At 74.2% G+C, this 22,802-nt stretch carries 24 protein-coding genes and 3 tRNA genes; 17 read left to right on the top strand and 10 right to left on the bottom strand.

Annotated elements, in window-relative coordinates; all coding sequences use genetic code 11:
* Positions 1 to 7: 7 nt before the first annotated feature.
* Both OO48_RS32350 and OO48_RS32345 read right to left on the bottom strand, forming a co-directional pair.
* Positions 8 to 679, bottom strand: a complete 672-nt coding sequence (locus OO48_RS32350; protein WP_033222843.1) for a nucleotidyltransferase domain-containing protein — start codon at positions 677 to 679, stop codon at positions 8 to 10.
* A 133-nt stretch (positions 680 to 812) separates the two neighbouring features.
* On the bottom strand, positions 813 to 1,430 hold the full coding sequence (locus OO48_RS32345; RefSeq protein ID WP_051733293.1) for a transglutaminase-like domain-containing protein: 618 nt from the start codon (positions 1,428 to 1,430) through the stop codon (positions 813 to 815).
* 111 nt (positions 1,431 to 1,541) lie between these two features.
* Here OO48_RS32345 and OO48_RS32340 point away from each other — a divergent pair, with 111 nt between their 5' ends.
* Together OO48_RS32340 and OO48_RS32335 are read left to right on the top strand one after the other, a co-directional pair.
* Complete coding sequence (locus OO48_RS32340) at positions 1,542 to 2,297, top strand: SDR family oxidoreductase (RefSeq protein WP_033222842.1); 756 nt, start codon at positions 1,542 to 1,544, stop codon at positions 2,295 to 2,297.
* A 190-nt stretch (positions 2,298 to 2,487) separates the two neighbouring features.
* Complete coding sequence (locus OO48_RS32335; RefSeq protein ID WP_051733291.1) at positions 2,488 to 3,186, top strand: tyrosine-protein phosphatase; 699 nt, start codon at positions 2,488 to 2,490, stop codon at positions 3,184 to 3,186.
* Here the strand turns inward: OO48_RS32335 and OO48_RS32330 are convergent.
* Positions 3,155 to 4,348: a low temperature requirement protein A gene (locus OO48_RS32330; RefSeq protein ID WP_051733289.1), complete on the bottom strand. Its 1,194-nt coding sequence runs from the start codon at positions 4,346 to 4,348 to the stop codon at positions 3,155 to 3,157. The genes OO48_RS32335 and OO48_RS32330 overlap by 32 nt on opposite strands.
* 128 nt (positions 4,349 to 4,476) lie before the next feature.
* On the opposite strand from OO48_RS32330, the gene OO48_RS32325 reads away from it, so the two are divergent.
* Positions 4,477 to 4,776, top strand: coding sequence for a hypothetical protein (locus OO48_RS32325; RefSeq protein WP_033222841.1), 300 nt, complete (start codon positions 4,477 to 4,479; stop codon positions 4,774 to 4,776).
* Positions 4,777 to 4,795: 19 nt separating this feature from the next.
* Here OO48_RS32325 and OO48_RS32320 read toward each other — a convergent pair whose 3' ends face one another.
* Complete coding sequence (locus OO48_RS32320) at positions 4,796 to 5,614, bottom strand: TIGR02452 family protein (protein WP_033222840.1); 819 nt, start codon at positions 5,612 to 5,614, stop codon at positions 4,796 to 4,798.
* Between the two features lie 116 nt (positions 5,615 to 5,730).
* Positions 5,731 to 7,872 (bottom strand): DEAD/DEAH box helicase, encoded by a 2,142-nt coding sequence (locus tag OO48_RS34690; RefSeq protein ID WP_245194892.1) that lies wholly within the window; start codon positions 7,870 to 7,872, stop codon positions 5,731 to 5,733.
* A gap of 977 nt (positions 7,873 to 8,849) precedes the next feature.
* Here OO48_RS34690 and OO48_RS32310 point away from each other — a divergent pair.
* The 6 genes from OO48_RS32310 to OO48_RS32285 all read left to right on the top strand — a co-directional run bounded on the left by OO48_RS32310 (position 8,850) and on the right by OO48_RS32285 (position 10,622).
* Complete coding sequence (locus OO48_RS32310) at positions 8,850 to 9,191, top strand: metallopeptidase family protein (RefSeq protein ID WP_033222849.1); 342 nt, start codon at positions 8,850 to 8,852, stop codon at positions 9,189 to 9,191.
* A 125-nt stretch (positions 9,192 to 9,316) separates the two neighbouring features.
* Positions 9,317 to 9,389, top strand: a tRNA-Glu gene (locus OO48_RS32305).
* A 42-nt stretch (positions 9,390 to 9,431) separates the two neighbouring features.
* Positions 9,432 to 9,505 (top strand) — tRNA-Asp (locus tag OO48_RS32300).
* 27 nt (positions 9,506 to 9,532) lie between these two features.
* Positions 9,533 to 9,606 (top strand) — tRNA-Phe (locus OO48_RS32295).
* A 177-nt stretch (positions 9,607 to 9,783) separates the two neighbouring features.
* Entirely contained in the window at positions 9,784 to 10,200 is a 417-nt protein-coding gene (locus tag OO48_RS32290) for a prevent-host-death protein (RefSeq protein ID WP_033222838.1), read from the top strand.
* Positions 10,197 to 10,622 carry a hypothetical protein gene (locus tag OO48_RS32285; RefSeq protein WP_033222836.1) on the top strand — a complete coding sequence of 142 codons (426 nt, stop codon included), beginning with the start codon at positions 10,197 to 10,199 and terminating at the stop codon, positions 10,620 to 10,622. Before OO48_RS32290 ends, OO48_RS32285 begins: the two co-directional genes overlap by 4 nt.
* 73 nt (positions 10,623 to 10,695) lie before the next feature.
* On the opposite strand, the gene OO48_RS32280 is transcribed toward OO48_RS32285, so the two are convergent.
* Together OO48_RS32280 and OO48_RS32275 are read right to left on the bottom strand one after the other, a co-directional pair.
* Positions 10,696 to 11,829: a hypothetical protein gene (locus OO48_RS32280; protein WP_033222834.1), complete on the bottom strand. Its 1,134-nt coding sequence runs from the start codon at positions 11,827 to 11,829 to the stop codon at positions 10,696 to 10,698.
* Positions 11,830 to 12,262: 433 nt separating this feature from the next.
* A complete protein-coding gene (locus tag OO48_RS32275; RefSeq protein WP_033222829.1) occupies positions 12,263 to 12,871 on the bottom strand; it encodes a TetR/AcrR family transcriptional regulator in 609 nt (202 codons plus the stop codon).
* 140 nt (positions 12,872 to 13,011) lie between these two features.
* On the opposite strand from OO48_RS32275, the gene OO48_RS32270 reads away from it, so the two are divergent.
* A complete protein-coding gene (locus OO48_RS32270; RefSeq protein ID WP_033222828.1) occupies positions 13,012 to 14,043 on the top strand; it encodes a medium chain dehydrogenase/reductase family protein in 1,032 nt (343 codons plus the stop codon).
* Positions 14,044 to 14,083: 40 nt separating this feature from the next.
* On the opposite strand, the gene OO48_RS32265 is transcribed toward OO48_RS32270, so the two are convergent.
* Complete coding sequence (locus OO48_RS32265; RefSeq protein WP_033222827.1) at positions 14,084 to 14,860, bottom strand: TetR/AcrR family transcriptional regulator; 777 nt, start codon at positions 14,858 to 14,860, stop codon at positions 14,084 to 14,086.
* Positions 14,861 to 14,959: 99 nt separating this feature from the next.
* Between OO48_RS32265 and OO48_RS32260 the strand changes: the two genes are divergently transcribed.
* Positions 14,960 to 15,346, top strand: a complete 387-nt coding sequence (locus OO48_RS32260) for a VOC family protein (RefSeq protein ID WP_033222826.1) — start codon at positions 14,960 to 14,962, stop codon at positions 15,344 to 15,346.
* A 72-nt stretch (positions 15,347 to 15,418) separates the two neighbouring features.
* Here OO48_RS32260 and OO48_RS32255 read toward each other — a convergent pair whose 3' ends face one another.
* Positions 15,419 to 16,012: a TetR/AcrR family transcriptional regulator gene (locus OO48_RS32255; RefSeq protein ID WP_033222825.1), complete on the bottom strand. Its 594-nt coding sequence runs from the start codon at positions 16,010 to 16,012 to the stop codon at positions 15,419 to 15,421.
* A 122-nt stretch (positions 16,013 to 16,134) separates the two neighbouring features.
* Here OO48_RS32255 and OO48_RS32250 point away from each other — a divergent pair, with 122 nt between their 5' ends.
* Positions 16,135 to 16,437, top strand: coding sequence for a putative antibiotic biosynthesis monooxygenase (locus OO48_RS32250; protein ID WP_033222824.1), 303 nt, complete (start codon positions 16,135 to 16,137; stop codon positions 16,435 to 16,437).
* 132 nt (positions 16,438 to 16,569) lie between these two features.
* Positions 16,570 to 18,432 (top strand): N-acetylmuramoyl-L-alanine amidase, encoded by a 1,863-nt coding sequence (locus OO48_RS32245; RefSeq protein WP_245194893.1) that lies wholly within the window; start codon positions 16,570 to 16,572, stop codon positions 18,430 to 18,432.
* A 40-nt stretch (positions 18,433 to 18,472) separates the two neighbouring features.
* On the opposite strand, the gene OO48_RS32240 is transcribed toward OO48_RS32245, so the two are convergent.
* Entirely contained in the window at positions 18,473 to 19,504 is a 1,032-nt protein-coding gene (locus OO48_RS32240) for a glycosyltransferase family 2 protein (RefSeq protein ID WP_033222822.1), read from the bottom strand.
* 422 nt (positions 19,505 to 19,926) lie between these two features.
* Here OO48_RS32240 and OO48_RS32235 point away from each other — a divergent pair, with 422 nt between their 5' ends.
* From OO48_RS32235 to OO48_RS32220, 4 genes are all read left to right on the top strand, one after another.
* Complete coding sequence (locus tag OO48_RS32235) at positions 19,927 to 20,364, top strand: helix-turn-helix domain-containing protein (RefSeq protein ID WP_063830794.1); 438 nt, start codon at positions 19,927 to 19,929, stop codon at positions 20,362 to 20,364.
* Positions 20,361 to 20,936, top strand: a complete 576-nt coding sequence (locus OO48_RS35600; protein ID WP_051733284.1) for a hypothetical protein — start codon at positions 20,361 to 20,363, stop codon at positions 20,934 to 20,936. Before OO48_RS32235 ends, OO48_RS35600 begins: the two co-directional genes overlap by 4 nt.
* On the top strand, positions 20,929 to 22,161 hold the full coding sequence (locus OO48_RS32225) for an MAB_1171c family putative transporter (protein WP_033222820.1): 1,233 nt from the start codon (positions 20,929 to 20,931) through the stop codon (positions 22,159 to 22,161). The genes OO48_RS35600 and OO48_RS32225 overlap by 8 nt, the downstream gene beginning before the upstream one ends.
* Positions 22,158 to 22,802, top strand: a 645-nt coding sequence (locus OO48_RS32220; protein ID WP_051733282.1) for a hypothetical protein, incomplete at its 3' end; no start/stop codon positions are given. The genes OO48_RS32225 and OO48_RS32220, both read left to right, overlap by 4 nt.

Raw genomic sequence — 22,802 nt, 5'->3', positions numbered from 1 at the left:
GCGGGGGTCAGGCCGGGGGGAGGTGGGCGGTTCGGACGCGGTGGAGCCAGGCTTCGGCGGGGCGTTCGTCGGCGGCGGCGGGGAGGACGCCGGGGCGGTCGAAGCGGGTCGCGGCGTCGGCGAGGAGGGTGGCGGCCTCCTCGGGGCGGTCGGCGTAGCGCTCGCCGAGGGCGCGGACGTGCTCGGGATCGGGGAGCCGGATCTCCAGCCGGCCCGTCTCGTGCAGGGTGACGCCCTGGCGGACCAGGCGGACCAGGTGCCTGGCGTGCTTGGCGGCCCTGGCCCGGCCCGCCGGGTCGGTGCGGTCGCGGGCGGTGAGCTTGCGGAACTGCTGGTCGGCGTAGCCCAGGTAGGCGCGCCGGACCGCCGGGCCGGACAGGAAGGTCTCCCGCAGGCCGATCAACTCCTCGCCGAGCGGCGTCCGCACCTCGTACGACTCCTCGGGCAGCCACACCAGTTCGGTGGCGGTCGGGTTGCCGTTGAGGGCCAGCCGGCACCACTTGGCGGCCTCGTGCAGGGTGCGGTCGGGGCTGGTGGTGACGTGCGACTCGGCGGGGCGGTGCAGGCCGTGGAAGGAGACGGTGGGCGCGGCGAACAGGCCCAGCCGGTCGAGGTCGGAGCCGGGGTGCGCCAGGCCGTACGCGGTGGAGCCGACGATGCCGGAGAGCAGGACGTTCACGGGCGGACGCCTCCTCGGCGGTCGCGGGCGGGTGCGGACACGGGTGGAAGCGGCAGTGTCTCCCGGGCCCGGCCGCCCGCGCGAACGATTTCCGGCCGGGCGGGCGGACGTGCCGAGGTCGGCCGACGGCGGACTACCGCACCGAATCCGGCAGTTCGAGCGGCAGGTAGCCGTACCCGGTGGAGTTCGGGACGGCCGTCCGCAGGCCGTCCAGCAGCGCCTTCGGCGTGGTGGCGTACACGGTGGTGTAGTGGTGCTCGCCGAGCGCCGGGTCGTTGGCCCAGGCCGGCCGCTCCTCGGCGGGGGTGGTGGCGAAGTGCCCGTCGGCGCCGTTCCGGTTGCCCCGGCCGTCCAGCCGGACCCACCACGAACTGCCGGGCAGCAGGACGCCGTTGAGGCCGTGCAGGACGTCCAGCTTCTGGTAGCACAGGCCCGCCGGGATGCCGTTGGCGCGCAGCAGCGCGGCCAGCAGGTGCGACTTGCCGTGGCAGATCGCGTTCCCGGCGGCGAGCACGTCGGAGGCCCGGTAGGCGGCCGACCAGCGGCCCACGTCCGCCGAGTGGTCGATCCGGTCGCGGACGTACTCGAACGCCGCCTCGGCGGTCCGCACCGGGTCCGCCCGCCGCAGCCCGGCGGCGAGCGCGACGATCGCGGGGTGGTCGTGGTCGACGACCTCGTCGGCGGCCAGGTAGGCGGCCGCGTCGGGCAGTTCGGCCCGCAGCGGGCCGTGGGGGGAGAGCGAGGGATCCATGGCAGTGATGCTCGGCCGCAGACCGCACCGGCCGCAAAGGGATTTCACCTGATGGGCTACGGTCGGAACCGCACACATCGTGGACGGACGGACAGGCGGAGGAGCAGCGGCATGGCGCAGCAGGACGAGGTGCTGGTGGTCACCGGCGGCGGCCGCGGCATCGGGGCGGCCACCGCGCTGCTCGCCGCCGGGCGCGGCTACCGGGTGTGCGTCAACTACCGCAGCGACCGGGCCTCGGCGGACGCCGTGGTGGAGCGGATCACGGCCGCCGGCGGCACCGCGGTCGCCGTCCGCGCGGACGTCTCGCACACCGCCGGGGTGGCCGAGCTCTTCGACACCGTCGACCGCGAACTCGGCACCCTCACCGCGCTGGTGAACAACGCGGGCACGCTGGAGAAGCAGTGCCGGCTGGACGAGCTCGACGAGGACCGGCTGAACCGGATCTGGGCCGCCAACATCACCGGCCCGTTCCTGTGCGCGGCCGCGGCGGTGCGCCGGATGTCCACCCGGTACGGCGGCCGGGGCGGGGCGATCGTCAACGTCGGCTCGGCGGCGTCCCGGCTCGGCTCGCCCAACGAGTACGTCGACTACGCGGCGTCCAAGGGCGCGCTGGACTCGATGACCACCGGCCTGGCGCTGGAGGTCGCCGCCGAGGGCATCCGGGTCAACGCCGTCCGCCCGGGCCTGATCCACACCGGCATCCACGCCCTCGGCGGCGAGCCCGGCCGGGTCGACCGGGTCGGCCCGAACCTGCCGATGGGGCGCGGCGGGCAGCCCGAGGAGATCGCCGAGGCGATCCTGTACCTGCTCTCCCCCGCCGCCTCGTACGTCACCGGCGCCTTCCTGGACGCGGCCGGCGGACGCTGACCGGCCCGGCCCGGCTCCGGCTCCGGCTCCGGCTCCGGCTCCGGCTCCGGCTCCGGCTCCGGCTCCGGCTCCGGCTCCGGCTCCGGCTCCGGCTCCGGCTCCGGCTCGGTGAACGCCCCGGCCCGGGACTCGGTACCGGTTCGGTGAACGCCCCGGCCCGGCGTCCGCCCCTGCCCCTACCGTGGAACGCATGACCGAGACCGAGATCGCCGCCGCTCCGTTCCTCGACATCCCCGACGTCCCCAACCTCCGCGACGCCGGGGCCGGCGTCTACCGCCCCGGGCTGCTCTACCGCTCGGCCACCCTCAACCGCCTCACCGACGAGGGCCGGCGGCGCTTCGCGGAGCTCGGCGTCCGCACCGTCCTCGACCTGCGCAGCACCCCGGAGGTCGAGCAGTACCCCGACCGGCTGCCGGACGGCGTCGACTACCTGCACCTGCCGCTGCTGCCGGATCCGGCCACCACCGACCGGGCCTGGCCCGAGGACCAGGCCGCGCTCTACCCGTTCATGGCCGAGACCGGCGGCATCGCCGTCGCCGCCGCCGTCCGGGCCCTGGCCACCGGCGCCCCGCTGCTGGTGCACTGCGCCGTCGGCAAGGACCGCACCGGCCTGACCATCGCCGTCCTGCAGACCCTGGCCGGCCTGTCGCTCGAAGGCGCCACCGCCGACTTCCTGCTCTCCAACCCCGGCCTGGGGCTCGACCGCGGCCCCGTGCCCTACTACGACGCGGCCGGGGTGGAACGCCTGTCCCGCCCCGTCGAAGCCGCCCACCTGCACGCCGCCCTCGACCGCGCCACCGCCCGCCACGGCTCCCTGGCCGCCTACCTCCGCGACCACGGCGCCACCGACGCCGAACTCACCGCCCTCCGCTCGCTGGGCCCGGCGTGACGGCGGCGGCTTCCTCGGCCCGGGCCGCCGGCAGGTAGGGCGGCGGCCCGCCCGCCGGACGCCCCTCCGCCCGGAAGACCAGGGCCAGGACGGCTGCGGTGGCGGCGAGTTGGGCGAGCGCGCCGACCCGGATGCCGAGCGGGACGGCGGCCATGACCAGCGCTGCGGCCAGCAGCCGCAGCCGGACGGGGCCGAGCACCAGGATCCGGCGGACGGCGGTGTTGGCGCCCAGGAAGAGCGCGACACCGCCGGCCAGGGCGAGCGCCTCGGGCAGGTGGATCGTCGAACCCGGGTGCGCGGTGGCGCTCTTGGCGCCGGTGGCGAACAGGATGACCGCCAGCAGCAGCCCGTAGTGGCCCAGGTTGTAGACCTTGATGGCAGCCAGGTTGCGCCGCGCGTCGTCGAGCCCGGCCATCGCGCGGACGGCGTGCTCCTCGTCGTCCGCACCGAAGTACGCCCACCACAGGCCGACGCAGACGGTCAGCGCGAGCAGCGCGGCGCCGATCAGCGCCGGGGTGAGCTCCGCCTCGCCGATGCCGACCCCGATGGCGATCACCGACTCGCCGAAGGCCACGATCACCACCAACCCGTGGCGCTCCACGAAGTGGTCGGCGCGCAGTTGGAAGCGCGGCAGGTCGACCAGGTACGGGATGGCCAGCTGGAGGGCGAACGCGGCCGTCCAGAGCAGCAGTTCGGGCCCGCCGCGGAGGTAGCCGCCGGTGATCACCAGCCCGGCCCCCAGCAGGTTGAGCGCCCCCATCCGCGCCACCGCCCCGAGCCGGACCCCGGCGGTGGCGAACATCCCGGTGTGCACGGCGATCACTAGCAGGTACGCCCAGCCGAAGGTCTCGCCGCCGCCCTCGAAGGCCCGCGGCACGCTCAGCGCGATGACCAGGAAGCAGCCCATCCCCAGCAGCATCAGCGCCCGCTGCCCGGCCGTGCGCGGCGGGACCGCGTTGGCGACCCAGATGTAGGCGTCGTACATCCACCAGATCACCGCCAGCATCACCAGCACCCGGGCGAGCCCGCCCGGGGTGAGGTGGTGGGCCAGGCTCGCGGTGAGCTGGGTGATGACGAAGACGAAGACCAGGTCGAAGAAGAGCTCCAGCGGGCTCGCCCGCAGCTCCCCGTCCCCCGTCGGTTCAGACTCTGTGGCGGTCACCGCCCGAGTATCCCAATCCCCGTTCCCCGCACGGCGGGCGGCTCGTTGGGAGCGTTACCGTGGACGGTGCCGTCCACCGGTGCGTCCACCGGCCGATCCCGGTCCGCCGTCGTGAAGGAGTACGTCCCATGGCCCGTTTCCCCGCCACCGCCGCCGTCGCCGCCACCGGGCTGATCGGCGGGTACGCGACCGCGCGGTTCAGCGGCCGGCGCGAGTTGGGGGGCGCGGTGCTGGCCGCGGCCGGGGCGACCGCCGCGGTGCGCTGGGGGCGGCGGTCGGGGGCGCCGGCCGCGGCGGGGCTGACCGCGCTGTACCTGGCGGCGTTCGGCGGCTCGCACCCGCTGGCGAAGAAGATCGGCGCCTGGCCGGCCGTGCTGTCGGTGACGGGCGTGGTGGCCGCCGCCTCCGCGCTGGCCACCGGCGACTGACCCGGCCGGGCAAGGGCGTTCAGCCGCCGAATCGCTTCTCGAAGGCCGCCCGGTTCGCCGAGGGCCGGTTGCGGTCCCAGACCGCGAACACCACCCGGTCGAAGGCCGCGCCCCACCCGTCCAGGGCCCGCCCGAACGCGTCCGCCACCTCCGCCGGGTCGTTGCGGAACACCCCGCAGCCCCACGCGCCCAGCACCAGCTCCCGGACGCCGTGCCGGGCGGCGACGGCCAGCACCCGCCCGGCCCGCTCGGCCAGCACCGGGCCGAGGTCGAGCCGGCGGTCGGGCGAACGCAGCGCCAGCTGGCCCGCGTTGGGCGCGGGCGAGGTCAGGAAGCCGACCCGGTGGGTGCGCTCCAGCAGCTCCCCCCGGTCGTCCCGGATCACCGGCACCCCGGGCGACCAGATCACCCGGTGGCTGTAGTGCAGGTCGGTGGAGGCCCGGTGCGCCGCGTAGTAGTCCGGGGCCTCCAGCAGGCAGCGGTACAGCAGCGAGGAGCGGCAGACGTCCTCCTCCTGGGCCTTGGCACCGCGCAGGTACCCGCCGCCGGGGTTGCGCGCGGACGCGAAGTTCAGCACCGCGACGCCGCGCCCGCCGTCCCCCACCAGCCGCCGGGCCGCCTGCATGCTGCCCTCGTCGGTCACCTCGACCACCGCCCCGGCCGCCAGCGGCCCCGGCCCGGGCCCGAACTCCGCGTCCGCCCGGTACGAGACCGTGCCGGCCCGGGCCTCGGCCAGTTCCTCGGCGATCCGCACCACCGCCCCGCCCGGACTCCGGTACTCGCCCCGGTCGGCGATCTGCTCGTTCTGCGCGGCCAGGGCCTGCTGCCTACTGCTCATGCTCCGGCACGCTAACCCCCGACTCCCGCCCCCACCAACGATTTTCGGCCCCGGGAACGCGGGCGGGCCCGCCCCACCGAAGTGGAGCGGGCCCGGATCGTCCTGCCTGCGGCAGGTCAGTTCTTCCAGCGCGGCTTGCGGTCGCCGCCACCGTTGAAGCCGCCACGGTCGTCGCGGTTGAAGCCGCCGCGCTCACGGTCGCCGCCGAACGAACGGCCGCCACGGTCGTCGCGGTTGAAGCCGCCACCCTGCGGGCGCCCACCGGAGCGGTGGTCGTCGCGCCGCACGAACGGACGGCTGCCGCCACCGGCCTGGCCGCGGTCCCGGTCGCCGAAGGAGCGGGCCGGACGGTCGTCGCGGTTGAAGCCGCCGCGCTCACGGTCGCCGCCGAACGAACGGCCGCCACGCGTCACGGTTGAAACCGCCGCGCTCGCCACGGTCCCGGTCACCGAAGGAACGGGCCGGACGGTCGTCACGGCGTCACGGTTGAAACCGCCGCGCTCGCCACGGTCCCGGTCACCGAAGGAACGGGCCGGACGGTCGTCACGGTTGAAGCCACCGCGCTCACGGTCGCCGCGGTCCCGGTTGTTGTACGCCGGGCGGTCGTTGCGGGCCTCGCGGTAGGACGGGGTGCGCTCCTCGGTCACCGGCTCGGCCTCGGCCGGGACGGCGACGGCGGCGACGGGGGCCTCGGCGTCGGCCTCGGCGGCCGGCTCCTCGTCCTCGATGCCCAGCTCGGCCCGCTCGCGGGCGGCCCGGGAGGCCAGGCGGTCGGCCTCCTCGCGCAGCTCGGTGGCGCGGCGCTGGGCGCGCTCCAGCTCGCGGGTCAGCTCGGCGACCTCGCGCTCGGCGGCGCCGGCGATGCCGGACGCGCTCTCGGCCTGCACCTCGACCAGCGAGCGGGCACCGGTGATCCGGGCCACCTCGGCGTCGAAGGCGTGGTCGAGGATGTGGCGCGAGGCGTCCACGCCCGCGTCCTCCATCAGCCGGAACACGCCGCGGCGCTGGTGCGGCAGCACCAGGGTGACGACGATGCCGGAGCGGCCGGCCCGGGCGGTGCGGCCGGAGCGGTGCAGGTAGTCCTTGTGGTCACCGGCCGGGTCGACGTTCAGCACCAGGTCGATGCCGTCGACGTGGATGCCGCGGGCGGCGACGTCGGTGGCGACGACCACGTTCAGGTAGCCGTCCTTGAAGTCGCCGAGGACGCGGGTGCGGGCGCCCTGGGTCATGCCGCCGTGCAGCGCGTCGGCCTTCACCCCGGCTTCCATCAGCTGCTGGGCGACCCGGTCCGCGCCCATCTGGGTGCGGACGAAGATGATGGTGCGGCCCTTGCGGGCGGCGATCGCGTTGGTGATCGGCGCCTTGTCCTTGGGCTTCACGACCAGGATGTGGTGGGTCATGGTGGTGACCGCGCCGGCCGACGGGTCGACCTCGTGGGTGACCGGGTTCTTCAGGTAGCGCTTGACCAGGGTGTCGATCTCGTTCTCCAGCGTGGCGGAGAACAGCAGGCGCTGGCCGCCGGCCGGCACCAGGTCGAGGATCTCGGTGACCTCGGGCAGGAAGCCCATGTCGGCCATCTGGTCGGCCTCGTCCAGGACGGCGACCTCGACCTCGTCCATCTTGGCGGAGCCGCGGTTGATCAGGTCGCGCAGGCGGCCGGGGGTGGCCACCAGGACGTCCACGCCGCGCTCCAGCGCGTAGATCTGGTTCGACATCGAGGTGCCGCCGCAGACCACCTTGAGGCGCAGGCCGAGCACCGAGCCGAACGGCTCCAGCGCGTCGGCGACCTGCATGGCCAGCTCGCGGGTCGGGACCAGGATCAGGCCGCGCGGGTGCTTGGCCTTGGTGCGCTCGCCGCCGGCGAGGCGGGTCAGCAGCGGGAGGCCGAAGCTCAGGGTCTTGCCGGAGCCGGTGCGGCCGCGGCCCAGGACGTCCTTGCCGGCCAGCGCGTCCGGGATGGTCGCGGCCTGGATCGGGAACGGGGTGGTGACGCCGCGCTTGGCGAGCGCCCGGACCACGTCGTCGTGCAGGCCCAGGTCACCGAAGGTGATGGTGGGCTCGGCGTCGGCGGCGTCGGCGGTGTCGTCGGCCTCGGCGTCAGCATCGGCGTCGATGTCGGTGTCGAACTCGGCGGCGGCGTCGGCGACGGTGAGCTCGGCGAGCTCCGCGTCCAGCGCGTCGGTGTCGAGGGAGTGGGTGTCGGCGGCGTCGGAGCCGTTCGCGGGCATGGCGAAGCGGGCGTCGTCAACGAGAGACATGCAAAACCTTCCGGAAGTGGCACGCGCCAAAGTCCGGGGGTCTGTTGAAAAACCGCCTCTATGCGGTCAGCCACGGATCGCCGGAACGCGCCAAGGGCGCTCAAAGGTGTATGAGGAGCGCCAGCCAAATAGGATCAAACGAACGATCTACCACCATAGGGGAGACTGCGGATCAGAGGCAAATGGCCTGGTCAACGCGGTCGAACGAAGGCCCGAACCGCTCAGTGCGCCGACGGCGACCCGCTCGGCACCTCCGACCCCGGACCGCTGGGCGTCGCGGACGGCACCGCCGAGTGCGAGGGCGTCGGCGGACTGCTCTGCGGGCTCGGCGAAGGGTCCGCCGAGGGCGACGCGGGGGGCGACGGCGGCGAGGCCGGGCCGCTCGCCGTCCCGGACGGGGCCGCGCTGCTCGCCGACGGGACGGGCACCTGCACCGGCGCGCCCGGCACCCCCTCCGGTACCGGCGGCGGGGTGGCCCCGGGCGCCCGGGGCCCGGTGGAGGGCGACGCGCCGGGTGACGCGCCGTCAAGGCTCAACGAACCGCCGTGCTCCCCCGGCCGGGCGCCCTGCCGCGCACCGGGGCCGGCGCCCGGCTTGGCGCTCGCCGTCGCACCACCACCCGTCCCGGACGGCTTCGTCTGGAGCGCCCCGCCGGGGGCGTCCGCGCCCACCGACATGCACCCGCCCAGCCCGAGCACGGCCAGCGCCGCCGCCACCGAACCCGCCGCCGCCCGCCGCCCACGCGCCGACCAACCCGCCACCATCGAGCCACCTCCCGCACGGCCCGCCGGGGGCCGCCACCGTTCCCGGTGCCCAACGCGCGGCCGCCCACCGGGACACGGGTAGCACCGCGCTCGCCCCGGACCGCGCGCCGCCACCGCGCCCTCCGCGTCCCTCCGCGTCCCTCCGGTTCCCGCTCCACCGCGCGGATGACCTGGCGCGCTGTCAGCGGAACTCCGACAATGGGGCGCGTGGAGATGACCAGGGACGAGTTCGAGGTGCTGGTGTCCGACGCGCTGGACCGGATTCCGCCACGGCTGGCCGCGATGATGGACAACGTCGCGGTCTTCGTCGAGGACGAGCCCGACCCCGCCACCCCCGACCTGTTCGGCCTGTACGAGGGCATCCCGCTCACCGAGCGCGGCGAGTGGTACGCCGGCGTCCTCCCCGACCGGATCATGGTCTACATGGGCCCGACCCTCCGCCACTGCGGCTCTCGCGAGGAGGCCGTCGAGGAGGTGCGCACCACCGTCATCCACGAGGTCGCCCACCACTTCGGCTTCGACGACGACGAGCTCCACGAACTCGGCTGGTCCTGACCGCCCACCCCTCCGACCGACCCCGCCGCGCCGACCACCGGAAACCGTTTTGGCGTTCCCGCCCGGCATCCCATATGCTTCTCGACGTCCCCGAACGCCGGATGATCCGGCCGGAAGGGCCGCAAGCCCTCATCGTCTAGTGGCCCAGGACGCCGCCCTTTCAAGGCGGTAGCACGGGTTCGAATCCCGTTGGGGGTACGCAGTACCGTAGTAAGGTCCTGTGCGGAGCGATCCGCATGAGGTCCCGTGGAGCAGTTGGTTAGCTCGCCACCCTGTCAAGGTGGAGGTCGCGGGTTCAAGTCCCGTCGGGATCGCTCGTCTCGCAAGAGGCGGTGCAGTACGGCCAGGTAGCTCAGTTGGTACGAGCGTCCGCCTGAAAAGCGGAAGGTCGCCGGTTCGACCCCGGCCCTGGCCACATAGCTTGACCAGGCACGATGCCCTCGAAGCAGCTCGCTTCGGGGGCATTTTCGTGCCGTTTGACGCCCACGGCACAGCGGACGGTCACCATCCTCCCGCCGACATCGAAGTACGTGACGTACTTGACGTACTTCCTTGCGGGCGCAATTCTGGTTCTCGGACGAGGAGGCTCCCAATGACAGCGGTCCACTACGAGAGCTACACCGAAGCCCGCGCACACCTGAAGGACCTGCTGGACGCAGCCGGGCAAGGCCGGGTCGCGACCGTTCGCCGGGACACCGGATACGCGGCGGTGGTCGACGCGGGGCGGCTGCGCCACGCGCTCAAGCTGCTGTGTCCGTCCAAGGCCGAGGTGGTCGCCGAGGGCGGCGGCTGGTCGGTGTTCTTCCCCGGCCTCCCGGTCGCCGCGGACGGCGGCACGTTCGATGAGGCCATCGACGAAATGGTCGACGCGCTCCGCGAGTACGCGGAGGACTGGCAGGACCGACTCCTCAACGCTCCGAACCACCGCGACAACTGGGGCCTGGTCCAGTTGATCGGTCTCAGCGACGACGCGCAGCTCCGCGATTGGCTGCTCGGAGTCGCGAAGTGACCTGGCCTCAGCCGACACGCGAACGACACGAGCAGTTCTGCAAGGTCGAAGGCTGGGAACGCGTACGTGACGCGCGCGGCCGCACCGGGACCCACCACGTCACCTATGAGTTCGGGCTCCCCGATGGGCGGATCCTGCGTACGCGGGTGTCGCATCCGGTCGACCGCACGGTGTACGGCGCGAGCATGTGGGCGCACATCCTCCGCGATCAGCTGGACGTGACGGAGGATGCCTTCTGGCCGTGCGTCCTGGACGGCACGCTTCCCGATCGAGGCGCGCCTGAGCCACCACGCGAGGCGCTTCCAGTTGATCTGGTTTACATGTTGATCAACCGCGTCGGACTTACCGAGGACCAGGTCGCCGAGCTGGACAAGGCCCAGGCGATCGCGCGACTCCAGCAGTTCTGGACCGAGGGGCACTGATTCCGGCCGCTGGATCGCGGCCCGGGACCACCCGATCTCCGTGGGCGAGCCCTACGCGCGGGAAGGACAGGCGTCAGCCTCGCAGGGCCCGGTCGTCGAGCCGGCGCAGCAGGCCGGGCAGGTGCCGGTGCCGGTCGCGGAGCACGGCCAGCCGCTGCCGGAACTCAAGGCCGCGTCCGACGTGGTCACAGGCGTCTCGGAGCTCGACCAGGAGGGCCACGGCGACGTCGTAGCGGGCCGTCTGCTTACGCGTGACATGGTTCTCGACCTCGAGCCAGATCGCTTCCTCGTTGGTAGCCAGGGCGGTCAGCTTCTTGGTCCGTGCCTCGAATCGAACCCGCTCGGCATCCTGCTGGCGCTCGGTAGCCAGCGTGTGCGCAGCGTCCAGCAACTCGGCGGCGGAGCGTTGCCCGGGCACTGTCGCGACGGGCGGCTCGCCGCGCAGGCGGCGCAAGAATTCGGCTCCCAGCTGAGGCTCACCCCCCAGCGCGAGACGCAGTAGGAGGCCGTCCTTCTCGTTCTCAGGAAGCGCGGCGATCAGCGGTGCCAGCTCCTTCTTCCCGGGCCTCCTCCGAGGTTCTGGAGCGGGCGGGCTCGCTTGGGCGGCGACCGCCAGCAGGTCGGCGTCGACACGCAGGAAGTCCGCGAGCGCTCGCTGCGGCGCGGTGAGCCGGTCGAGTCCGGCCGGGACCGGGGGCTCGACCGCTTCCTGGTAGGCGTCCTCGCTGTCGTCCTGCAGCGCCCAGGCGCCGATGGCGGACAGCCACGCGAGGTACAGGGCGCGGTGATCCCCGGAAGCCAGCTCGGCCCGTACCCCGGCGATGGCGCCGAGCGAGTCCTCCGCACCCTCCTCCCAGTCCCCGCCCTCGTCCTCGCTGCGCAGGTCCAGAACGAGGTGGGTCTTGGTCGTCCACGCCTCGACGCACTCGTCGAAGCAGTACGGCTCCAGCGCCCGCAGCGTGAGCTGCCCCTTGGGCACGCGGAGGATCACCCGGCGCGTGCCCCAGTCGGCCAGGTAGAGGTGAGCGTCGTAGTACTGCTCCACCATCCGCCGGGGTTCGCCGCGGAAGTCGCCCCAGTGGTACTCGTTGGTGAAGCTGGTCGCGGTGATCCGGGCTCGGGTGGACAGCGCCCGCAGTTGCTCCTGCTCCTCGCTGGTCAGCGGCCGGTCGATCGCCAGGAACTCGTAGTACTGGTACTCGCTCATCGCTGCGACCCTAGTGGGAACCCCGACCCACGATGATGGGATCCGCCGAGCCCGAGGCGGACAGGAAGCCCTGATGGAACCCGAGCGGCCACGCGCCGTCGAGCAGATCCGGGGTCTCGTCGACTGGATCGGCGCGGGGCGGAAGCCCACCCGGACGGGGAGGACCACCCTCGCGGATGCCCGGGTCCTGGTCGCTCTTCCGGAGACCGGCGGCACCATCGACCCGTCCACCGGCGACAGGACCTTCGAGACCGAGTCCAGCCAGGAGTTGTACCACCTGAACCCGCTGGTGGAGCGGGCCGAGGCGGCCCGGCTGCTTCGGGCCACCGGCGGCCGTCTCGTGCCCGTCGAGAAGAACGCGCGCCTGCTGGAGGATCCCGAGCGCAGCGCGCCACGGGGCTCCTGCGCGTGCGGGGCCGGCCGCCGGGGCGGGTCAGGTGGTGAGGTGGTGCAGTTCGTCGGCGTAGAGCTCGGCGGGGTCGAGGTCCATGCCGGTGAAGTGGCCCGCGAGTTCGAGGGAGAGGACGCCGTGGAGGCGGGTCCAGAAGTGCAGGGCGCGGCGTAGGGCGGCGGGGTGGGCCTGCGGGCGGTCGCCGGTGGTGGCGGTGGTGTCGGTGGGGGTCCGGGCGGCGTCGAGGAGGGCGTCCATGATCTCGGAGGCGATCGCGGTGGTGTCGTGGGGCGCGTGGTAGCCGGGGACGGGTGTGCCGTAGAGGAGGAAGTAGCGCTGGGGGTCGGCCAGTGCCCAGGTGCGCAGGGTGCGGCCGAGGTCGGCGAGGTCGGCGCCTGAGGCGGCGGTGGTGCGGATCGCGTCGGCGAGGCTGCGGTAGGCGTCGCGGATCAGTTCGGTGATCAGTTCGTCCCGGTTGGCGAAGTACCGGTAGAGGGCGGGGCCGCTGACGCCCATCTGCTTGGCGATGGCGTTGAGGGAGAGGCCGGCGGCGCCGGCGGCCGCGATCTGCTGCCAGGCGTGTTGCTTGACCTCGGCGCGCAGTTGGGCGCGGTAGCGCTCGCGGGGGGTGTCCTTGCCGGCGGTGGCCATGTGCTCGTTCCCTTCGGTGCCGATCGCCTTCCGGTTAGAGGGTATTACGAATGCGCTTGACCGTCACTCGACCTGCCAGTTATAACTTCTAACGAGAGCGCCACCCATTAACAGGCCGGGTGGGAGTCGAGGAGGCTGTGATGGACACCGGGGAACCGATCGAGGTCGTGCTGCCGGGCAGGGTCGAGCCGGAGGGGCTGCTGGTGCGCCGCGCGCGCGTCCCGGTCCCCGGTCCGGGCCGGGCCGTGGTCCGGATGGAGGCCACCGGCGTCTCCTTCGCCGAGCAGCAGATGCGCCGCGGCCGCTACTACGACCAGCCGCCCTTCCCCTTCGTCCCCGGCTACGACCTGGTCGGAACGGTCGCCGCGGTCGGCGACGGCGTCGATCCCGCCCTGGTCGGCACCCGGGTCGCGGCCCTGCTCAAGGTCGGCGGCTGGGCCAGCCACGTGGCCGTGGACGCCGCCGACCTGGTCCCGGTCCCGGACGGGATCGGTGCGGCCGAGGCGGAGACGGTGGTGGTCAACGGCGTCACCGCCTGGCAGATGCTCCACCGCAAGGCCCGCGTCCGCGCCGGGCAGACCGTCCTGGTGCACGGCGCCAACGGCGGTGTCGGCTCGGTCCTGGTCCAACTCGCCCTGGCCACCGGCGCCCGCGTGATCGGCACCGCCTCCACGCGCCACCACGCGGCGCTGCGCGCACAGGGGGTGACGCCGGTCGACTACCGCACCGAGGACGTCCCCGCCCGCGTCCGCGAACTCGCCCCCCGCGGCGTGGACGCCGTCTTCGACCACATCGGCGGCCGCGGCCTGACCGACTCCTGGCACCTGCTCGCACCCGGCGGCACCCTCGTCTCCTACGGCAGCGCCTCCACCCGCGACGACGACGGCTCCAAGCAGTGGCCCGTCCTCAAGCTCCTCGGCCGGGTGTGGCTGTGGAACACCCTGCCCAACGGCCGCCACGCCCACTTCTACAACGTCTGGGCCGGCCGGGCACTCGACCGCACCCGCTTCCGCGCCCGGCTGCGCACCGACCTCACCGCGGTGTTCCAGGCGCTGCGCGACGGCCGGGTCACCGCGACCGTCGCCGCCGAACTCCCCCTCGCCCGCGCCGCCGAGGCCATGCGCCTGGCCGAGTCCGGCACCGTCGCGGGGAAGGTCGTCCTGCGCGCCTGACCGCCCGCGCCCGCCGCGCGGTCACCGACCGGCCGCCGCCCTACCGGTCGGGCACCTGCTCGATCAGGGCGGCGAGGCCGTCGAGTACCCGGGGGAGGCCGAACTCGTAGGCGTGGTCGGCGTTGTAGGCGCCGCCCTGGGCCTGGCCGGCGGCGGCGCCGACGCGGGTGGCGACGGGGTAGCGGGCCGGGTCGAGGACGCGGGCGAGCAGGTCGGCGTTGGCCTCCCACCACTGCTGGTCGCTCATCGCGCTGTCCTGCCGGGCGGCGCGTTCGTCGGCGGCCATCCGGGCGCAGGTGTGGACGAAGCCGAGCAGGTGGGTGAGCGCGGCGTCGAGACGGACGTCGTCGAGGCCGGTGCCTTCGAGGGCGCGCAGCTCGTACTCGTACTTGGCCATCAGGCCGGGGCCGAGCGGCGGGCGGGTGGTGGGGACGGCGGCGGTCCAGGGGTGGGCGGCGTACAGGGCGCGGTTGTCGTCGGCGACGGCGGCGGCGCGGGCGCGCCAGCCCGGGTCGGCGGGGGCGGTGCGGGGCATCGCGGCGTAGAGGGTGTCGAGCATCAGGTCGAGCAGTTCGGCCTTGCCGGGGACGTAGGTGTAGAGCGCCATCGGGGAGAGGCCGAGCTCCTGGGCGACGCGGCGCATGGTGACGGCGTCCAGCCCCTCGGCGTCGGCGATCCCGATCGCGGCGGCGGCGATCTCGGCCGGTGAGTGGGCCTGCCGCGGTCCGCGCCGACCGCCGGCGGGGGCGGCGGGGACGCCCCAGAGCAGGGCGAGGGTGTGCGCCGGGTCTCCGGCGCTGCTCCGGTTGCTGGCCATGCGGGGGATTCTCCCATGCGAAAATCTCCGTACTGTGTATACTGTACGGCGTACAGAGATTCTGGCACAGCACGATCCGTACGATCGGAAGGACCCGCCTTGAAGATCAACCGATCCGCCGTCTCCCTCACCGTCGACGACGTCGCGGCCTCCGCCGCCTTCTTCTCCGGGCACCTCGGCTTCCAGGAGGAGATGTCCGCCGACGGCTTCGTCTCGCTCGGCCACCCGGACGCCGGGATGAACGTGGTGCTGCTGCGCCGGGGCCTGGAGGTGCTGCCGGAGGGCTTCCGCGACCAGCACGCGGCCGGGCTGATCCTGGCGTTCACCGTGGACGACGCGACCGCCGCCGAGGCCCGGCTGAAGGAGGCCGGGGTGGAGATCACCATGCCGCTGCGGGACGAGCCGTGGGGCGAGCGGCTGTTCCAGGTCACCGACCCGAACGGGGTGGTCGTGCAGTTCGTCCAGTGGCTGACCCCGCAGGCGTAGCGGGAGAACGCCGGTGCCCCCGGAGCGGGTTCCCGCTCCGGGGGCACCGGCGTGCCGGGCGGACGCCGCCGGTCAGGCGTCCGCGACGGTCGGGAGGGAGCCGGCGACCGCGCGCCGGGCGAACTCCACCAGGTGGGTCCGCAGGTCGGGTTCGGGCCGGGGGCCGGCGCCGAGGATCAGCCGGGACATCTGGGGCACCGCACTGGGCCAGGCGGCCAGCGCGATCAGGCTCAGCAGGCAGGCGGTGACCTGCGCGGAGACCTCGGTGCCGAAGGTCTCGGCGAGCGCGGCGGCCTTCCGCTCGTAGTGGGTGGCCCGGCGCTCCTCGTCGGGCAGCGCCCCGTCGCGGTAGTGCAGGCCCTCCCAGAGCGAGAGCCGCACCAGGACGGGGTTGGCCCGGTGGAAGTCGTACACCCGGCCCACGTACTCGGCGGGGTCGTCGCCGGGGCGCAGCGGGACGGCCTCGGCGAGTTCGTCCAGGGCCAGCGCGACCACCTGGTCGAAGAGCTTCTGCTTGCTGCCGAAGTAGCCGTAGATGCGCTCCTTGTTGACGCCGGCCAGTTCGGCGATGCGGTCCACGCGGGCGCCCGCGATCCCGTGCGCGGCGAACTCCTCCCGGGCGGCGGAGAGGAGCCGTTGCTTGGTGGAGGTCGGGTCCTGGGTCATGCGGTCAGCGTAGGGCGGGGCGGCCCGACCTGCCAACCAACTGGATAGTTGACGACCAACCGGTTGGTTGGTTACCTTCGTGGAGCCACCGCACCTCCCTGCCGACGAACAGGAAGCGCCCCGTGCCGACCACCACCGCCACCCTCCCGACCGGCACCACCGCCCCTGCCGCCCCCGCGGTCCCTGCCACCCCCGCGGTCCCCGCCACCCCCGCCCCCTCCGTGCACGTCCGCGCCCTGCTCACCTGGCTGGCCGTCTACCCGGCGATCACGCTGGCCCAGGTCCTGCTCGGCCCCGCGCTGGCGGGCCTGTCCGTGCCGCTGCGGGTGCTGGTCATCACCGGCCTGGTCGTCCCCACCGTGGTCTACCTGCTCGTGCCCGCCCTGCTGCGGGCCCGGGCGGCCCTGCTGCGCCGGCGCCGCTGAGGCCCCGCGGACGGCCACCCTTCCGGGCGCGGGTCGCAGCGCCGTCCGGCCGGACCCGGCCGGTAGCGTCGCGACCGCCCGCGCGGACGTCCGCGGGCGCGCCCACCAGCAGGGAGGTCACCGGTGATCCGGATGCCCCGGGCCGCCGCCGCGGCCGCCGCAACGGCCCTGGTCGCCGCCGTCCTGGGCGCGGCCCCGGCCACCGCCACCGGCCGGCCGCCCGCCGACGGCCGACTGCAACGCCAGTTCACCGACGCGGCAGCGGAGTTCGGCGTCCCGGCGGGCCTGCTGCTGGCGCTGTCCTACCAGCAGACCAGGTGGGAGTCGCACGGCGGCGCGCCGAGCACCACCGGCAACCACGGGGTGACCGGGCTGACCCGGGTCGACCCGGCCGCCGTCCCGTCCGGGGCGGACCGCCCCCGGCTGCACACCCTGGACACCGCCGCCGCGCTGATCGGCCGCCCCGCCGAGCAGGTCGCGACCGACCCGGCGCAGAACCTCCGCGCCGCCGCCGCGCTGCTCGCGCGCTACCAGCGGGAGGCCGGCCGGGCCGCGAGCGCCGACCCGGGCGACTGGTACCGGACGGTGGCCAGGTTCGGCGGCGACGACGAGCGGAACCCGTTCGCCGACCGGGTGTTCGCCACCCTGCGCACCGGCGCCGAACGCACCACCGCCGACGGCCAGCACGTCCGCCTGGCCGCCGCCCCCGTCCCGCACCCCGACCGCCCGGCCCGCCCGGCGCCCCGCTCCGCCGACGCCGACGACGCCGACGCCGACTGCCCGGCCGACCTGGACTGCGACTTCCGCCCGGCCGCGTACGCCCTGACCGACCCCGGCGACCCGACCTCGTACGGGAACTACACGAAGGCGAACCGCCCGGACGACGGCCAGCGGATCCAGTACGTCGTGCTGCACGACACCGAGGGCGGCTACGACGGCTCGCTGGCCACCTTCGGCAACCCGAAGAGCCAGGCCAGCGCGCACTACCTGGTGCGCTCCTCGGACGGGCACGTCACCCAGCTGGTGAGCAACCGGGACGTCGCCTGGCACGCCGGGAACAAGACCTTCAACATGCACTCCATCGGCATCGAGCACGAGGGCTACGCCTTCCCGAAGGACCGGCCGACCTGGTACTCGGAGCAGCTGTACCAGTCCTCCGCCGCGCTGGTGCGCCACCTGGCGGCGCGCTACGGCATCCCGCTGGACCGGGAGCACGTCCTCGGGCACGACGACGTCCCCGGACCGGTGCAGGCGAACGCGGCCGGCATGCACTGGGACCCGGGCACGTTCTGGGACTGGGCGCACTACCTGGACCTGCTGGGCGTCCCGCTGCCCGGCCCCGCCGGTCCGCCCGCCGTCGGCTCGACCGTGGTGATCTCCCCCGCGTTCGACACCAACCGCCCTGCGGTGAACGGCACTTCGGACCGCCCGGAGAACTTCGTCTACCTGCGCACCGGCCCGTCCCCCGACGCCCCGCTGCTGAACGACGGCACCCTGGACGCCGCCGACTGGCGCGACAAGGCGGTCACCGGCGCCCGCTACGTGGTCGCGGACGTCTCGGGCGACTGGACGGCGATCTGGTACGACGGCCGGAAGGCGTGGTTCGCCAACCCCGGCGGCACCGCCGCCGCCCCCGACGCCCGCCCCGGCCGCACGGTGCTCACCCCCGGGCCCGGCTCCGCCTCGATCCCGGTGTACGGCCGCGCCTACCCGGAGGCCGCCGCCTACCGGGGCCACCCCTCGATCCCCGTCCAGCAGGTGGTCCCGCTGTCGGCGACCGTCCCGGCCGGTCAGGCGTACCCCGCCGCGGACGCCGAGCCGGTCCGGGGCGACTTCTACTACGCGCGGAACATCGACGGCGACGCCCCCGAGGACCGCACCCTGGTGGTCGGCTGCGACACCTACTACCCGATCCGCTACAACCACCGCCTGGCCTACCTCAGGTCGACCGACGTGCGGGGCGGTTCGGCGCCCCCGGCCTGCCCCGGGCACTGAGCCGCCGCCCGGCCGAACGGGGGGCGGCGCCGGCGCCCGGCTACTTCCGGCGCAGCGCCTTGCGGGTGTTGCGCACCCGGCGGTGCAGGCGCTGGACGTTCGCCAGGGTGTGCACCCGGCCGGCCACGGTGAGGCGGTACTTGAGGCGCAGGAAGCGCGGCAGCGCCTCGATCCGGTCGTCCCCTATCGCGCTGACCAGCCGGGTGACGTGCCGGTGGTAGGCGTACCGGTAGTCGTGGTCGCCGTCGGGGACGGTCCAGAAGAACATCGGGATCTCCTCGACCAGGGTGTTGTGGTCGTAGGCCCGCAGGTGCTCGCGGAAGACGGGTTCGGGCCGGTCGAGCAGCCAGCCGCGGACGAGTTCGATGGAGCGGACCCGGTCGGCCAGGCCGCGCGGGTCGGTGCGGCGCTGGGTGATCGAGCGGTCGCCGTCCTCGCGGATCCGCCAGTGGTAGATCGGCTCGGACAGCACGTCGACGCTCTTCGCCAGGAAGTGGTGCGGGACGCTGACCGGGGCGTCCTCGTAGAGCATGCCCTCGGGGTAGTCCAGGCCGGCGGCGTCGTAGAAGGAGCGCCGGTAGACCTTGTTCCAGGCGGTGCGGTCGGTGACCAGCGAGGGCAGTTCGCTGACGTGGGTGCGCAGCCTGGTCTCGGCGAACGGGCGGAGGTGCACGTGCGAGGGCTCCAGGCCGGCGGTGCGCAGCCGCAGCACGTTGCCGGTGGCGAAGTCGGAGCCGGTGGCGTCCAGGGTGTCGACCATCAGCCGGTAGGCGTCCGGCGGGACCACGTCGTCGCTGTCGACGAAGGCCAGGTACTCGGTGCCGGGGGCGAGGTGGCGCACGCCGGTGTTGCGGGCCGCGCCGAGGCCCTGGTTCTCCTGCCGCACCAGCCGGAACCTGGGGTCGCGCGCGGCGTACCCCTCGGCCACGGTGGCGCTGGTGTCGGTCGAGCCGTCGTCGACCATGACGCACTCCAGGTCGGCGAACGTCTGGTCGGCGATCGAGTCCAGGCAGGCGGCGAGGTAGCGCTCGACGTTGTACACCGGGACGACGACGGAGAGACGGGGTGCCATCGGCTGCGCGCGCCTTTCGGGAAGGGCGCCCGAATCAGCTGGCGGAAAATGCCGCCGGGCGCGGACGCGCGCAGCATATCCGGGCCGAACTACCTTGCGGGAAACAGGGGGTGACGTGAAAGTAGCGGAATTCTCGGCTCCGAATGTCCGGCGGTCCGCGAGCGGCGGGAAAACGGCCCCGCGACGGGAGGGGGACTACCGAGCGCCGCTGCCCACCCCCGTGGGGCAACGGCGCCCGAGCATCCGGACACCGATCCTGCCGACCGGCTCCACGGTGTGTCAACTATCGTGGATTCTTTCGCGACGATCCGGTCCACCCGGCGTCCGGCCGCCACGGTTTCCGCACGATTCCGCCAACGATCGTGCAGAAGAGGACGGATGAGGGATACGCCCGGGGGTAAGGACCCTCTATGATCCGGCACATGCCCCAGGACACATCCCGCGCCGGAGCCCCGGACTTCGCCAGCCGCTTCCGGCGCCTGATAGCGGTGATCTACCCCAAGGACCTCGGCCGCCCCTGGCGGGACTCCGAAATCGCCGAAGGCACCGGCCTGAGCGGCACGTACATCGGCAACCTGCGCAAGGGGACGCAGAAACCGAGCCTGGAGAACGCCGTCCGGATCGCGAGGTTCTTCGGCGTCCCGCTCGACTACTTCTCCGATTCGGAGACCGCCCGCGCCGTGGAGCAGGACCTGCGCAAGATCGAGGCCCTGCGGGACGCCAGGGTCGAACGGATCGCGATGCGCGCGGCCGGGCTGCCGCCGGAGATGCAGGACGCCGCACTCACTATTGTGGAGCAGTTGCGGCGGGCCGTGGGCCTGACCGACGGGCAGCCGGACGAGGCCGGCCCGGAGACGTGACGGAGCGCCAGCAGGTGCCGCTGGGACACTGGCGGCTGCCGGAAGGGGTCGACGTGCGGGGTACGGGGAACGGACTGGGGCGGACCCGCCGGCGGATGCGGGCGGTGGCGCGCGAACTGCGCCTGCCACCACTGAGCACCGTCGAGGAGCTGTGCGCCGCGGTCTCCGCCCACCTGGACCGCCCGATCCGGATCGCCCCGCGCCGGATGCGGGTAGGCGAACCGTCCGGCTTCGTCGAACGGCTCCCCGCCGAGGACGTCGTCCACGTCGAGCAGGAGACCTCCGGACTGCACCGGGCGCACATCATCTGCCACGAACTGGCCCACCTGCTGTGCGGCCACCTGAGCGCCCCCGCCTCCCCCGACCAGGACGCCGGGAAGGTCGAACTGCCCACCATCGACCCGGAGATGGTCCGGCTGGTGCTCGGCCGCTCGCACTACGACGACGCCGCCGAGGAGGAGGCCGAAGTCCTCGGCGCCGAACTGATGCGCATCCTGGTGCTCGCACCCGGCGCCGGCACCACCTCGCAGCTCGCCCCCGCATTGGAGCACCGCAAGGGACAGCATGTCTGAACTGCCGTACAACGTCGCCTACTTGGGTATCGGCAGTGCCGCCTGGCTGGTCGCCGCGCTCAAGCTCAGGGCCTGGCGGCGCGACCCCTCCTTCGGACTGCTGGTGGTCGCCCTGGCCATCGCCTCCCCGTCCACCGCCTTCCTGCTCGCCTCCCCGCTGCTGTACCGGGCCATCGGGCACCTCACCGGCGTCGGCAACCTCGCCACCCTGTTCGTCTACCTCGGCATCGTCGGCTTCTCCGCCGCCGCCGTGGTCCTCGCCCTGGTCTGGACCCCGCCCGAGGAACGCGCCGACGACCGGATCTGGGCCCCGCTGGACGACCGGCTGCGGCAGCGGGTGCGCCACCGCACCGCCCTCTTCGCCGCCCTCGTCCCCGTGCTGGTCGCGCTCTTCCTGGCCGGCGGCCCGTACCGGCCGGAGACGCCCCTCACCTTCGACACCACCTTCGCCCCGCGCACCGCCACCGCCCTGTTCCTCGCCCTCTACCAGGGCCTGTTCGCCTACGCGCTGATCGACATCGGCCGGGTCTGCCTCGGCCACGCCGCCCGGCTCCCGCACGGCTGGCTGCGCCGCGGCATCCGGCTGATCGCCCTCGGCGCGCTCACCGCCTGCGGCTACGTGGTGTGCAAACTCGCCGCCATCGCCCTCGCGCACGCCGGAGTCGACGGCGCCGAATGGCTCAGCACCGCGCTCGGCCCGGCCTTCGCCACCCTCGGCGCGATCGGCATCACCTGCGGCTTCGCCGGCCCGGCCGGCGCCGCCTGGGCCGCCCGCCGCCGCGACTTCCGCGCCCTGCGCCCGCTCTGGGACCTCGTCTACCGGGCCGACCGCCGCCTCGCCCTGGAAGGCCCGCCCTCCCCCGCCTGGCGCGAACGCGTCGCCCTGCGCGACCTCGAATGGCGCACCACCCGGCGCGGCCTGGAGATCCGCGACGGCCAGCTGACCCTCCGCCCGTTCGTCGACCCCGCCGCCGTGCACGCCGCGCAGCGCCTGGCCGGCCGCGCCGCGCTCGCCCCCAGCCACCGGGACGCGCTGGTCGTCGCCACCGCGATGCGCTCCGCCGTCACCGCCCTGGCCGCCGGCGCGGTGCCCCGACCCCGCGAGGAGCAGCCCGCCCTGCCCGGCCTGGACACCGCCCCCGCCGAGGAGCGCGCCCACCTGGTCCTGGTCGCCGCCTACCTGCGCTCCCCGCTGCTGGAACGCGCCCTGGAACCGCTCGGATGAACCCCCCGCCACCACCGCGGGCGCGGGACGCGTTCGCCGAGCTCGTCCTGCACCGCCGCCCGCAACGCGCCCGAATCGGCCTCACGCTCGGCTTCGTCCGCACCTTCGCCGTCCCGGAGATCGCGGAAGTCCTGTCCGGCACCGGCAAGTTGGCCACCGCGCCGAAGGCCAGGGCGAAGGCCACCGGCGCCATGATGTTCGCCCTGATCGGCCACGGCGTCGACAGCCCCGCCGGCCGGGAGACCGTCGCCGCGCTCGCCGCGATGCACCGGATCCCCGGCGTGGACGAGGAGCTGATGCGCTACGTGCTGGCCTGCTTCACCGTCTGCCCGGTCGAGGCCGCCGCCGCCACCCCCGCCGAACGCGGGGCGGCCGCCGCCTTCGCCGCCGAACTCGCCGCGGCCCTCCGCCTGCCACCGCTGCCCGGGCCCGCCCTGGACGGGGCCGCCGCCTGGATGCGGGAGTTCGAAACCGCCAGGTTCGCCCCCAGCGAGGCCGGCCGGCGCCTCTGGGACGCCGTCGCCCCGATCTTCGCCGCCCGCCTCCCCGGCCCCCTCGCCCGCCACGCCCCCGCCTTCGCCGCCGCCCTCCTGGACGCCCCCCTCCGCGAAGCCTTCACCCTCCCCCGTCCGCCCCTCCCC

Origin of the sequence: Kitasatospora phosalacinea (genome assembly GCF_000716545.1) — a bacterium.
GTDB classification, from domain to species: domain Bacteria; phylum Actinomycetota; class Actinomycetes; order Streptomycetales; family Streptomycetaceae; genus Kitasatospora; species Kitasatospora phosalacinea.
The sequence above is the reverse complement of the archived record's forward strand: the minus strand, read 5'-3'. Positions and strand labels throughout refer to the sequence as shown.

Bases quoted from the DNA above. Each gene is read 5' to 3' on its own strand.
- OO48_RS32240 (WP_033222822.1), bottom strand. From the start codon at position 19,504: ATGGCACCCCGTCTCTCCGTCGTCGTCCCGGTGTACAACGTCGAGCGC.
- OO48_RS32255 (WP_033222825.1), bottom strand. From the start codon at position 16,012: ATGACCCAGGACCCGACCTCCACCAAGCAACGGCTCCTCTCCGCCGCC.
- OO48_RS32325 (WP_033222841.1), top strand. From the start codon at position 4,477: ATGGCCCGTTTCCCCGCCACCGCCGCCGTCGCCGCCACCGGGCTGATC.
- OO48_RS32235 (WP_063830794.1), top strand. From the start codon at position 19,927: ATGCCCCAGGACACATCCCGCGCCGGAGCCCCGGACTTCGCCAGCCGC.
- OO48_RS32245 (WP_245194893.1), top strand. From the start codon at position 16,570: ATGCCCCGGGCCGCCGCCGCGGCCGCCGCAACGGCCCTGGTCGCCGCC.
- OO48_RS32270 (WP_033222828.1), top strand. From the start codon at position 13,012: ATGGACACCGGGGAACCGATCGAGGTCGTGCTGCCGGGCAGGGTCGAG.
- OO48_RS32310 (WP_033222849.1), top strand. From the start codon at position 8,850: ATGACCAGGGACGAGTTCGAGGTGCTGGTGTCCGACGCGCTGGACCGG.
- OO48_RS32320 (WP_033222840.1), bottom strand. From the start codon at position 5,614: ATGAGCAGTAGGCAGCAGGCCCTGGCCGCGCAGAACGAGCAGATCGCC.
- OO48_RS32345 (WP_051733293.1), bottom strand. From the start codon at position 1,430: ATGGATCCCTCGCTCTCCCCCCACGGCCCGCTGCGGGCCGAACTGCCC.
- OO48_RS32290 (WP_033222838.1), top strand. From the start codon at position 9,784: ATGACAGCGGTCCACTACGAGAGCTACACCGAAGCCCGCGCACACCTG.
- OO48_RS32225 (WP_033222820.1), top strand. From the start codon at position 20,929: ATGTCTGAACTGCCGTACAACGTCGCCTACTTGGGTATCGGCAGTGCC.
- OO48_RS32335 (WP_051733291.1), top strand. From the start codon at position 2,488: ATGACCGAGACCGAGATCGCCGCCGCTCCGTTCCTCGACATCCCCGAC.
- OO48_RS34690 (WP_245194892.1), bottom strand. From the start codon at position 7,872: ATGTCTCTCGTTGACGACGCCCGCTTCGCCATGCCCGCGAACGGCTCC.
- OO48_RS32340 (WP_033222842.1), top strand. From the start codon at position 1,542: ATGGCGCAGCAGGACGAGGTGCTGGTGGTCACCGGCGGCGGCCGCGGC.
- OO48_RS32265 (WP_033222827.1), bottom strand. From the start codon at position 14,860: ATGGCCAGCAACCGGAGCAGCGCCGGAGACCCGGCGCACACCCTCGCC.
- OO48_RS32280 (WP_033222834.1), bottom strand. From the start codon at position 11,829: ATGAGCGAGTACCAGTACTACGAGTTCCTGGCGATCGACCGGCCGCTG.
- OO48_RS32275 (WP_033222829.1), bottom strand. From the start codon at position 12,871: ATGGCCACCGCCGGCAAGGACACCCCCCGCGAGCGCTACCGCGCCCAA.